At 39.1% G+C, this 11,585-nt stretch carries 9 protein-coding genes; 4 read left to right on the forward strand and 5 right to left on the reverse strand.

Going from position 1 to position 11,585, the window contains the following annotated elements; all coding sequences use genetic code 11:
- Window positions 1-4: 4 nt before the first annotated feature.
- Window positions 5-1,324 carry an ABC1 kinase family protein gene (locus tag EQG61_RS08215; RefSeq protein WP_129461442.1) on the forward strand — a complete coding sequence of 440 codons (1,320 nt, stop codon included), beginning with the start codon at window positions 5-7 and terminating at the stop codon, window positions 1,322-1,324.
- A 91-nt stretch (window positions 1,325-1,415) separates the two neighbouring features.
- Complete coding sequence (locus EQG61_RS08220) at window positions 1,416-2,333, forward strand: ABC transporter ATP-binding protein (protein ID WP_129461443.1); 918 nt, start codon at window positions 1,416-1,418, stop codon at window positions 2,331-2,333.
- A 15-nt stretch (window positions 2,334-2,348) separates the two neighbouring features.
- Here EQG61_RS08220 and EQG61_RS08225 read toward each other — a convergent pair whose 3' ends face one another.
- From EQG61_RS08225 to EQG61_RS08235, 3 genes are all read right to left on the reverse strand, one after another.
- Window positions 2,349-2,558, reverse strand: a complete 210-nt coding sequence (locus EQG61_RS08225) for a helix-turn-helix domain-containing protein (protein WP_129461444.1) — start codon at window positions 2,556-2,558, stop codon at window positions 2,349-2,351.
- A gap of 2 nt (window positions 2,559-2,560) precedes the next feature.
- Window positions 2,561-3,103 carry a DUF2975 domain-containing protein gene (locus EQG61_RS08230; RefSeq protein WP_129461445.1) on the reverse strand — a complete coding sequence of 181 codons (543 nt, stop codon included), beginning with the start codon at window positions 3,101-3,103 and terminating at the stop codon, window positions 2,561-2,563.
- 131 nt (window positions 3,104-3,234) lie between these two features.
- Window positions 3,235-5,640: a S9 family peptidase gene (locus EQG61_RS08235; RefSeq protein ID WP_129461446.1), complete on the reverse strand. Its 2,406-nt coding sequence runs from the start codon at window positions 5,638-5,640 to the stop codon at window positions 3,235-3,237.
- A gap of 128 nt (window positions 5,641-5,768) precedes the next feature.
- Between EQG61_RS08235 and EQG61_RS08240 the strand changes: the two genes are divergently transcribed.
- Window positions 5,769-7,031 (forward strand): YCF48-related protein, encoded by a 1,263-nt coding sequence (locus EQG61_RS08240; protein ID WP_129461447.1) that lies wholly within the window; start codon window positions 5,769-5,771, stop codon window positions 7,029-7,031.
- Window positions 7,032-7,084: 53 nt separating this feature from the next.
- Here EQG61_RS08240 and EQG61_RS08245 read toward each other — a convergent pair whose 3' ends face one another.
- Both EQG61_RS08245 and EQG61_RS08250 read right to left on the reverse strand, forming a co-directional pair.
- Complete coding sequence (locus EQG61_RS08245) at window positions 7,085-9,793, reverse strand: beta strand repeat-containing protein (protein ID WP_129461448.1); 2,709 nt, start codon at window positions 9,791-9,793, stop codon at window positions 7,085-7,087.
- Window positions 9,790-10,263, reverse strand: a complete 474-nt coding sequence (locus EQG61_RS08250) for a T9SS type A sorting domain-containing protein (RefSeq protein ID WP_129461449.1) — start codon at window positions 10,261-10,263, stop codon at window positions 9,790-9,792. Before EQG61_RS08250 ends, EQG61_RS08245 begins: the two co-directional genes overlap by 4 nt.
- A gap of 227 nt (window positions 10,264-10,490) precedes the next feature.
- Here EQG61_RS08250 and EQG61_RS08255 point away from each other — a divergent pair, with 227 nt between their 5' ends.
- Window positions 10,491-11,498 (forward strand): 3-oxoacyl-ACP synthase III family protein, encoded by a 1,008-nt coding sequence (locus EQG61_RS08255; protein ID WP_129461450.1) that lies wholly within the window; start codon window positions 10,491-10,493, stop codon window positions 11,496-11,498.
- Window positions 11,499-11,585: the final 87 nt, after the last annotated feature.

Genomic DNA, 11,585 nt, shown 5'->3' on the forward strand with positions numbered 1-11,585 from the left:
ACGGATGAAAACCCTAGATAAAATACCTACCGGAAAGATTGAACGCGCGGGTCAGTTGGTGAAAACCGGACTCAAAGTGGGTACCAATTATGTCGCTTATTACGGCGAAAAATTGGTCAATCCTTCCGTTTCTCGTGATAAATTGAATGAGAATAATGCAGAAGATATCTACGACGGGTTAAAAAATTTAAAAGGTAGTGCGTTGAAAGTTGCACAGATGTTGAGTATGGATAAAAGTATCATGCCCCAACAATATGTCGACAAGTTTTCGTTGTCGCAATTTAGTGTGCCGCCTTTATCTGCTCCTTTAGTTCGAAAAACATTTAAAAAATATTTAGGTCAATATCCCGAAAACTTATACGATACGTTCACTCCAGATGCTTCAAATGCCGCCAGTATTGGTCAGGTACACAAAGCAACCAAGGATGGGAAAAATCTTGCTGTGAAAATTCAATACCCCGGTGTAGCGGAGAGTATAAGTTCGGACTTGGCTTTGGTGAAGCCTTTTGCCATTCGAATGTTTAATTTGAAAGGGAAAGATTCGGAAAAATACTTCAAAGAAGTAGAAGATAAATTGTTGGAAGAAACCGATTACGAATTGGAATTGCAGCAAAGTTTGGAAATGACACAAAAATGTAGTGCCATTGAAAATCTTCGTTTCCCGAAGTATTATCCGGAATATTCTTCTTCCAAAATATTGTCGATGGAATGGATTGAAGGCCTGCATTTGTCGGAGTTTGCGCAACAGAATAAAGATGCAGCTTTGGGCGATCGCATTGGTCAGGCGCTTTGGGATTTTTATATGTACCAAATGCACGAATTAAAACAAGTGCATGCCGATCCGCATCCCGGTAATTTTTTGGTGGATAAAGAAGGGAAATTGGTGGCCATCGATTTTGGTTGTATCAAAAAAGTTCCGATGGACTTTTACATTCCTTATTTTGAATTAGCCGAGAAAAAGAACATCAATAATCCGGTTATTTTCAATGAAAAACTATACGAATTAGAGATTCTTCGTTTGGATGACAGTCCGGAAGAAATTGCCTATTTCACCAAAATTTTCCATGACTTGTTGAGTTTGTTTACCCAACCGTTTCACGCCGATTATTTTGATTTTTCGGATGAAGATTTCTTCGGAAAAATAGCCGTGATGGGTGAAGAATTTGCCAAAGATACCCAATTGCGAAAAATGAACGGTAACCGAGGTTCCAAACATTTCCTCTATATCAACCGAACATTTTTTGGCTTATATAACTTATTACACGATTTAAAAGCGCGCGTGCATACACGGCACTTTGAAAAATACTTGCAAGCAAGCAAGTAATGTTTGTTTATTTATTGGTTAGGTTGACAAAGGTGGTTGGTTTGAGCCACCTTTGTTATTTTAAAACCGTTTTAGTCCGTACCTTTGCCTCATGTTAGACGTTCGCGAAATTCAATTCTCATATCTCAATCAACCCACCATTCAACCGCTTTCTTTTTCGGTAGAAGCGGGTCAAACCTTTGCCATTATTGGCGAAAGTGGCTGTGGAAAAAGTACCTTACTCAAACTCGTTTACGGCTTGTACGATTTGGATGCGGGTCAGATTTTTTGGAAGGAAAATGAGGTGCTCGGACCCAAGTACCATCTCATTCCAGGCATGGAATACATGAAGTTTTTGGCCCAAGATTTTGATTTGATGCCGTTTATTACGGTGGCCGAAAATGTGGGGAAATATTTGTCCAATATTTATCCCGACGTGAAACGCGCCCGAGTTATGGAATTGTTGGATACGGTGGAAATGACCGAATTTGCCGATACCAAAGCAAAATATCTGAGTGGAGGTCAAATGCAACGCGTAGCATTAGCCCGTGTGTTAGCGCTCGAACCCGAAGTTTTGTTATTGGACGAACCCTTTAGTCATATTGATAATTTTCGAAAAAATAGTCTACGCCGAAAATTGTTTCGGTATTTGAAGGAAAAAAATATCACAACACTTATTGCTACCCATGACAGCACCGACGTTCTATCCTTTGCCGATGCGGTGATGGTGATGAAAGATGGCGCGTTTTTGGCTAAGGGAACCCCTCAAGAATTATTTCAAACGGATAATCATTATGTAGCCTCTCTTTTTGGGGATATTTCGGTCTTTGAATGGCAAGGAGAAAAGCACTTAGCATTTCCCCATCAACTCCAAATTTCAGCGGAAGGGATACCCGCTAAAGTCATACAGAGCTATTTTCGCGGAAGTCATTATTTCCTTGAGTTAAAAGTCAACGACTCAATTGTTTTTGTAGAACATGAATCGACAATTGAATCTGGAAAATCGGTATATTTTTCAATAAAAAAATAGTTCATTTATTCCGTATCATTTTTCTGGAAGATATTCCAAAATATCACCGGGTTGGCATTCTAAAACTTTGCAAATCGCTTCTAATGTACTGAATCGAATTGCTTTCGCTTTGCCTGTTTTTAAAATGGATAAATTGGATAATGTCAAATCAACTTTTTCGGAAAGTTCGTTCAATGACATTTTTCGTTTTGCCATCATAACGTCAAGGTTTACTACTATTGCCATAATTAAATTGTGTATTCATTTTCGTGTTGCATAGCCACTCCTTTTTTAAATAATTGGGCTAATACTAGAAGAATTATAGCCATAAAAATCCAGACATCAGCACCAGCAATGTGTACTGTTTGTTCATTGGGAATTGGTAAATTTAATAGAGATAATTTTTTTAAATAGCCAGAACCCCAGTAAGAGAATAGGCCAATACCTAAGGCAAACCAAGCCATATTGTTAATGAATGAAAAAAAAGCTTCCGTAAACGGATAGTTTACATTTAAGTGTTTTTTTACAAAAACTTTTATAATACAATAAAATAAAATCGACTTCAAAACAGCTACAATGATCATGATACTCATTAGTGTGATAAAATGCGAATTATCCGCTTGTAATACGTGATCTAATTCATAGTAATCGGCTGCATTTGGATTCCCGATTAAAGCATAAACCATAGTAAAGAGTAAGCTCCCCGAGTGAATACAAAGTCCGATAAAAACTACCCATGAAATAAGTTGAAGTCCTTTAAGAATAAAATCGGAACTAATTTTAATTTCCATAATGATTGATTTTTAATTTAAAGTGCTAAAGTAATAAAAATTTATTGATAAACAATAAATATTATTTTTTTTGCAATAAAAAAAGCCTTGAGTGAATTTACCCAAGGCTTTAAAGAATTTGATATTATAATTTAATTTTTCAAATATTTTTCCAAGAATTGGTCTTGCTCCCATAACAAATGGAAGATGTTTTCTTTGGCAACATAACCATGGGCTTCTTTAGGTAATAATACCAATCGGGCAGGTGCGCCCAACCCTTTTAAGGCTTGAAAATAGCGTTCCGATTGCAGGGTAAATGTTCCCGGATTGTTATCGGCATCACCGTGAACTAATAACAAAGGTGTTTTCATTTTATCGGCTTGCATAAATGGCGACATCCCGTTGTAAATTTCAGGTACATCCCAATAATTGCGTTGTTCACTTTGGAATCCGAAAGGGGTTAATGTTCGGTTATAGGCTCCACTACGGGCGATACCACAAGCGAACAAATTAGAATGCGTCAATAAATTGGCAGTCATAAAAGCACCATAGGAATGTCCGCCCACAGCCACTTTTTTACGGTTGATGTATCCCATTTGATCAACAGCATTGATGGCTGCTTCTGCATTGGCGACTAATTGTGGGATAAATGTATCGTTGGGTTCTGTCGTTCCTTCACCAATAATAGGGAACGAAGCATCGTCAAGTACCGCATAGCCGCGCATTACCCAATAAATAAAGGAACCATAACTTGGGAAGGTAAATTCGTTCGGATTTTTGTCGCTTTGTCCTGCCGAACTCTTGTCTTTGAATTCGGCTGGATACGCCCAAATCAATAGCGGTAACTTTTCTTTTTTGGCAGTACGGTCATAATTGGCAGGTAAGTATAATGTCCCCGATAATTCAACCCCATCGTTTCTTTTGTATTTAATTACTTCTTTGTACACATTTTTAATGCTTTCAAACGGATTTTTAAACGAAGTAATCGGCGTTAGTTTCCCGGATTTCATATTGCGGAAATAGTAGTTTGGAAATTCATTTTTGGATTGAATCATCACTAACAATTCGCCTTTTTTGAAATCTTCAATAGACTGTAAATCTTCTTTTTTATCTTTTAATTTCGATTGGTACAATCTTTTTGACTTCAAGGTTTTCAAGTTAAATTCATCCACAAAAGGGAATTGTCCTTCTTTTGTAAATCCTTTTCCTAACAGATACACATTGTCGTTTTCAATAGCTAAAACATAACGGTTGTAAGCATTGCGTTTGGTTTCAAATTCGCCCGGATCCGCATAAATGTCTTGTGAATTTAAATCCCAAACAATTTTAGGTTGTGTATTATTAATTGATGGATTGATAAAATAGGTTTTTTGGTTGCGGGTATCGTACCAATCGTCATAGACGAAAGCGACGGTTTCATTCCCCCAAGAAATACCCGAAAAGCGCTGAATTGTTTTCATAAATTCGCGTGGTGCTGCATTGAATGGTGCTTCCCATGAATACAAGGCATCGCGGTAATCTACTTTTTTACCAGCATCACCTTCGTCCAAAGCTTCTACAAAAAATAGGGTAGAAGGGAGGTCTGGACGCCAACTCATATTGCGTTTCCCCTTGCGTACAGAGGAAAATCCCTTGGGCATGATTTCGGTCAGTGGAACTTCGTTCACAACTTTTACCAAATTACCATCGGTAGTATATACTGTCGATTTTTGTGGGAAACGACTCATAGGAACGATATACGAATACGGTTTTTCAATTTGCGTAATCATGATGTATTTTCCATCAGGTGAAAAACTCACACCGGCATAAATTGCGGTAGGTTTGAATAATTTTTTTGTACCATCAAGGGTTACCCAGTACAATTCAGCACTTACCAATGCATCAAAATTGGCTTCATCGTTTTTGTTTTTTAATAAATCTTGATAAGTACGATTTTGCGATTTTTTACCATCACTCACAGAAACGGTCGGACCCGTTGGTAAATCTTTCTTTTGATCAATTAACGCAGGGCGATTGTCGGGCAATTGCATGATGAGTAAAGTCGCATTGTCTTTCCACATATAGGGCGAACCCAAATTCGCATTCAAATTATCAGCAGTGATTTTCTTTGCTGAAGCAGATGCTACATCAATAATCCAGAGTTCGACCCCTTTTGCAGTGGTATGGGTAAAACCAATTTTTCGCTCGTCGGGGGACCAACTTACGAAGGTGATTTTTGGATTTTCGGGTAAGCCCGCCACTTGAATTTCTTCAGTTGCTTTGACTTTACGAATTTTCAAGTTGGTGATGTAATTGGCCGTACTCGAAATATTGGTTACAGGATTGATGCGTAAGCCTCCCAATCGCATTTCCTCTTGGTTCAAATCATCAAGTGATTTATAAGTACTTCGGTAGGAGAGCAACATGTATTCTTTGCGGCTATCCATACTCACAGAAGGAGTTCGTTGGTAATCAGCCAAAGCTAAAATTTCGGCGGGTGGTTTTTGGTAGGAAAGGTTCTCTTGCGACCATCCCGTGGCCACTACAAAAAGAAAAAGAAGGTAACGAAGTTGAATCATTCTATGTTTGTTTTTGGGTGAATTTCAAATTTAGATTGGGTACAAATTGGTGTTAAATCTCTTATTTTTATTTCAAATACGCCTCTAATAAAACGTTAATTTTTTACTTTTGGATAAAATCTTCAACCATGAAAAAGTTGCTTTTGTCCGCTATTCTACTAGGGATGAAACTTTCAGCTCAACTCACTTGGGCTCCACTACCCAACGTCGCAGTAAATACGAACGGTCAACGTTTTGACGATGTTTTTTTTCTCAATGAAAATGTAGGATGGGCCGCTAATGGCTATTATGCTGCCGTTTATAAAACGACTGACGGGGGTTCAAATTGGACGTTGCAAACCAATAATACCTTGTTGGGCAGTAACCACTATTTTCGGAATATCGAATTTTTAGATGAGAATATTGGGTTTCTAGGCACCTTAAATGGTAAATTTTACCACACTACCGATGGGGGTACTACCTGGAATTTGGTTACTATAACCCCAAATCCACAAGCCATTTGTGGGTTGGATTGTGTAGGGACATCCACCGTTTATGGTTGTGGTGCCTATTTTTCTCCAGCATATATCATTAAATCAACCGACAGTGGTGTGACTTGGCAATACATAGACATGAGCGCTTATGCAGAAGCCTTAGTCGAGATCTTGTTTTTGGATGAAAATACCGGTTTTGCGGCTGGGAATAATAGTACCGGTGCCGTTATCTTAAAAACTACAGATGGGGGTCAGACCTGGACGACTTTATTCAACGATACCATTGCAGGGGAATATGTTTGGAAAATTCAAGTGTTACAAGGGAATTCCAATGTACTATTTGGCGCAATTGAAGCCGTTGCTCCTAACAACGGAAAATTAATTAAAACTACAGATGGAGGTCAGACTTGGATTACCAAAGTAGCCCCCGAACCCGAAATTCAAGCCGTCGGATTTGTGGATGAAAACCACGGATGGATGGGTGGTCATGCCACCGGATTCTATGAAACAACCAATGGCGGTGATTCTTGGACCAATACCACAGTCGGCAGTAATCTGAATCGAATTTTTGTAATGAGTCCGGATTTGGCGTATGCTTGTGGAACGACCATCTATAAAATGACACCCAACATGAGTGTGCCGGCTTTTAACGAACAAGCGCGAATTCCATTACAAGTGAAAATCGCACCCCATCCCATCAAAGATAAATTGAATATTGAAATTGACTATTTAGGCGTTGATCATTTAAACTTAGGACTTTATGATGTACAAGGTAAATTAGTCAAAACTCTTATTGTCGATGTTATTGACAGCGCAGGAAAGAAAAACTACAGCTTTGATTTTCCATATGCAAAAGGGGTATATTATTTGAATTTGCATACCAATACAGGTCGACAATCGGTTAAAATTGTAAAATAGAATAAAAAAAGACAGCCATAACAGCTGTCTTTTTTGTTTATAATTAGGGCAATTTAAAAGGTCACCGTATTTAATGTACTCGTTCCTGAAGTGGTAAACGTTGATTTTAATGTTCCACCTGTTGTGGAATAAGTTCCACCCGTGTAAAGTCCCCATCCCGAACTGTTTCCTACGAAACTTCCACCGGTGTAGGTTCCTCCAAAATAAATTTGATGAGAGGTACTTCCTGCTACATTCGGACTGGAAAAATGAAAATAGTACACCGCATTTTTAGGCTTAAAAGTCGCCAATTCCACGCCTGCTGCAGTACGAATATGAATGAGTGAAGTCGCTGCCAATTGTGCTGCCGATTTGATATACATGGTACGTTGTGTCGAAGTTGCGCTGAAATTCTTGGTCATGTTTGAATTCGAACCGGCTGAGATGACAGTCCCGCCATTCATGTTAAACGTTCCATTGAAATCGAATCCTTCTTCGGGCGAACTGGTAGGTCCACAAATGATCGATGTTCCTCCGGTAATCGTGATATTTCCGTTACTATCGACCGCATCTTTTCCAGCAACAATCAATACACCACCGGTTACATACAAATGACTGTTATCATTGGATTCCGTCCCGCCACTAACCGTACCATACGTACAGTTGATACCATCATTCGAAGCCGTAACATTGGTCACGCCACCTGCAAAAGTAATGATAGGCGCTTCTACACCTTCTCCCATGGCGGATACCGTTGAAATTGCACTGACGGTGTGAGTACCGCCATTCACAGTAACCGATGCATCCGAATGGATTCCGTCATCGGTAGAATTAATCGTTACTGTACCGTTATTCAAAACCAACGCACCTACAGCTACCATGGTTTTAGGGTGATTGTAATCCGTTCCAGAAACTAGAAAACGCGCTCCAGTGGTCGTAAGATTGATTGTTGGAGAAGAAGTGGCTGTTCCAATGGTCATTGTTCCATCCGATTTTAATCCTTTTCCTCCAGTTCCTGAGCATGAAGTGGTTACAGTTCCACCACTAATAGTAACATTGGTATCCGATGTAATAGCGGCGGCGGCATACGAGTCCAAAACACCCAATGTGTTCGTATACGTTGCTCCATTACCTGCTAATGTAACAGAAACCGTTCCTCCAGAAATGATTATAGCCCCATCCGAAGACAATCCTCTTGCTCCTGTAGCCGCAGAAGTTCCCACTATAGTTAAAGAACCGTTGGTGACTTGTACCTGACTCGTCGCTTTAATAGCTGTTGGATACCCCGGATTGTTCCCACTTCCTGAAGCGGTTAACACAGTAGCGCCTGATAAGGTAATAGTTGTCGTACCTCCATTTACGGCAATTATTCCGTCGGCTTTAATTCCTTTTCCGGCTCCTCCTGAATTGGTTAGGGTTAGATTTCCATTGGCAATCGTTACGTTAGCATCGGCTGAAATGTTTTTTCCATCGGTTCCCGTATTGGTTAAATTCAGAGTACCACCATTGATGGTTACATTGGTATCAGCTGAAAAAGCTGAGGTAGAATAAGAGTCGGCTACACCTAATGCATTGGTGTAGTTCGCACCTCCACCGGCTGTGGTTACAGTGATGGTTCCTCCATTTACAATAATTTCACTATTGCTGGAAAATCCTTTTGCCCCCGTTGCCGTTGACGTTGTAGTAATGGTAAACGTACCGTTATTGATGGTAATTATTGCATCCGATTTCACTCCAGTAGGATAAGAAGGATCGAAACCTGTTCCTGAAGCCACCAAAACCGTTGCGCCAGAAAGTGAAATAGTAAATGTCCCACCATCAAATGTGATGTTCCCTTTGGCACTAATCGCTTTGGATTGTGCTCCAGAAACGGTAGCATTGAAGGTTCCTCCTGTGAAAGAAATAGTATTGGTTCCAGTTTTCAGTGCTTTAACATCAGCTGCTGTTGAGGTAATTGTAAGTGATCCATTGCTCATGGAAATCGCACCATTTCCAGCATCAATTCCATCACTAGAAGAAGTGATGGTTACAGTACCGCCAGCTTGTGAATAACCTTCACAATGAAAACCATCGGTGGCTGCTGCTAACACTGTGACAATTCCATCGCTGATTGAGATCGATGACGAAGTGTTAATGCCGTGTTTTTTTAACCCCGTTACTTTTAAAGTTCCTGTATTAGCAACAGTAATCGGTCCGTCCGTGGTAATCGTTCCATTAGCCAAACTGGTTGTGCTGTCCACCAAAGTATTGATAGTATTGGGTGTCAGTAGCAAGTTTGTTGTTTTACCACCAATAATAGTAAATGCAGCACCAGAAGGATTGGTAAGCGTTACATTGTTCAAGACCAAATTTACGTCTTTATCGGTAGTGAGGGTCAGACTACCATTTGATGTCGAACCCAAGATATTGTATTCTAAATTATCTATTCCAGAAGTAGCATTTACGGTAACCGTACCGGCAACTGCAGAAATGTTCACACCTTGGTTAGCATACGGATTAATGATGGTGGCATTGTCCGTACCATTATAGATGATGTAAATTTTATCTAAGTTGGTCACCGTAGTTGAAAAATCGATATAATCAATTACTTGCTTTTGAATATCCAAAGATGTGGTATTCGCATTCAACTTGATTTTAGCATAGGTATTATCCAATTTCACATTTTCAACGTCTGAAATGGGTGTTGTATACATTACATTCCCTGAATTGTGAACGTTCATTTGCTGTTGGGCCCAAGTGAACGATGAAAGTCCCAATACGATTCCTAAAAGTAACTTTTTCATCGTTTTACAAATTTTAGCGTTACACCATTCACTTGAACCAAATAGATTCCTGATTCTAAATTGGAAACGTCAATATTTTGCATGGGGAAATAGGATCCGTTCTGCAATAATTGACCGTTATTGTTGTATATTTTTACTTGTAAAATTTCCTCATCAGCGCTACTGATTTGAATGTATTCCGAACCAGGATTTGGGAATAAATTTAGCCGAATTGCTGCTGCGGAATGTTGAGTCGTACTTAAATTATTGGTAAAAGTGATTCGTTGAATAATGGTTACAGGAATGCTGGTGGGTTGTGTCACCGTATCGTCAATTTGAATTTGTAAATTATCCCCTGAGAAAAAAAGTTTTCCCGTGGTTTGCACATTAAATTGTTGTTGGGTATTGTCGTAATACGTAATGACCACTCCTGTTTGTGAAAAAGCAGTCATACTCAATAACAATACTCCCAAGAAGTACCATTTTTTCATTTGTATATCGTTTTGATTTTCATAAAAACAAATTAAAACGGAAAAACCCTAAACGTAAATTAAAAGAGGTTAATCTAAAAAATGTGTCGGTTAATCCATTGGAAATTAATCAGGTGAATAAAAATTGTTTTTAATCCAATAATCAGATTATTATTTTTAGGAATTACTGTCCTATGAGAAATGACAATTTGTTAAATTTGTGTATCTAATTTTGAAAATTCTATAAAATGTTTCATTCTAAAATAACCGGATTAGGATTTTATGTTCCTGATAATGTGGTCACTAATGAAGATTTGTCCCAATTGATGGACACGAATGACGAATGGATTCAGGAGCGAACCGGCATTCAAGAGCGTCGTCATGTGATTCGCGGTGAAGATACCACCACAACTATGGGGGTTAAAGCGGCTAAAATTGCGATTGAACGCGCCAATATTGACAAAGATGAAATTGATTTTATCATTTTTGCCACCTTGAGTCCGGATTACTATTTCCCAGGACCGGGGGTTTTGGTTCAACGCGATTTAGGACTCAAAACGGTAGGTGCTTTGGATATCCGAAACCAATGTTCGGGTTTTGTATATGCGCTGTCTATTGCCGATCAGTATATCAAAACGGGAATGTATAAAAACATTTTAATAATTGGCTCCGAATTGCATTCGCATGGATTGGATATGACCACACGAGGACGTGGCGTTTCCGTGATTTTTGGCGATGGGGCAGGCGCGGCCATCATCAGTCGCGAAACCGATTTATCCAAAGGCATTCTTTCCACCCATTTGCATTCCGAAGGACAACACGCAGAAGAATTGGCGCTTATTGCTCCGGGAATGGGGAAACGTTGGGTGACTGATATTATTCATGAAAATGATCCCAATGATGAATCGTATTTCCCCTATATGAACGGACAGTTTGTGTTTAAAAATGCTGTAGTGCGTTTTACTGAAGTCATTAATGAAGGGTTACAAGCCAATCAATTGGAAGTGGCCGATATCAATATGTTGATTCCGCATCAAGCGAATTTGCGAATCGCTCAATTCATTCAGCAAAAATTTAGATTAACAGACGATCAGGTGTATAATAACATTATGAAATATGGAAATACCACTGCCGCTTCTATTCCGATTGCTTTAACTGAAGCCTGGGAACAAGGTAAAATTAAAGAAGGTGATTTAGTGGTTCTAGCCGCTTTTGGAAGTGGATTTACCTGGGGTAGTGCAATTATCCGTTGGTAATAATTTAGATAATAAAAAAAAGAAACCCCGAGAAAACAATCTCGGGGTTTTTTGCAAAATGGGTATTTAACCAACTAATTTCCTTTT

Origin of the sequence: Flavobacterium stagni (assembly GCF_004122105.1) — a bacterium.
Classification (GTDB): domain Bacteria; phylum Bacteroidota; class Bacteroidia; order Flavobacteriales; family Flavobacteriaceae; genus Flavobacterium; species Flavobacterium stagni.

Coding starts and splice junctions, on each gene's coding strand:
- EQG61_RS08235 (WP_129461446.1), bottom strand. CDS start 5,640: ATGATTCAACTTCGTTACCTTCTTTTTCTTTTTGTAGTGGCCACGGGA.
- EQG61_RS08255 (WP_129461450.1), top strand. CDS start 10,491: ATGTTTCATTCTAAAATAACCGGATTAGGATTTTATGTTCCTGATAAT.
- EQG61_RS08240 (WP_129461447.1), top strand. CDS start 5,769: ATGAAAAAGTTGCTTTTGTCCGCTATTCTACTAGGGATGAAACTTTCA.
- EQG61_RS08230 (WP_129461445.1), bottom strand. CDS start 3,103: ATGGAAATTAAAATTAGTTCCGATTTTATTCTTAAAGGACTTCAACTT.
- EQG61_RS08220 (WP_129461443.1), top strand. CDS start 1,416: ATGTTAGACGTTCGCGAAATTCAATTCTCATATCTCAATCAACCCACC.
- EQG61_RS08215 (WP_129461442.1), top strand. CDS start 5: ATGAAAACCCTAGATAAAATACCTACCGGAAAGATTGAACGCGCGGGT.
- EQG61_RS08225 (WP_129461444.1), bottom strand. CDS start 2,558: ATGGCAATAGTAGTAAACCTTGACGTTATGATGGCAAAACGAAAAATG.
- EQG61_RS08250 (WP_129461449.1), bottom strand. CDS start 10,263: ATGAAAAAATGGTACTTCTTGGGAGTATTGTTATTGAGTATGACTGCT.
- EQG61_RS08245 (WP_129461448.1), bottom strand. CDS start 9,793: ATGAAAAAGTTACTTTTAGGAATCGTATTGGGACTTTCATCGTTCACT.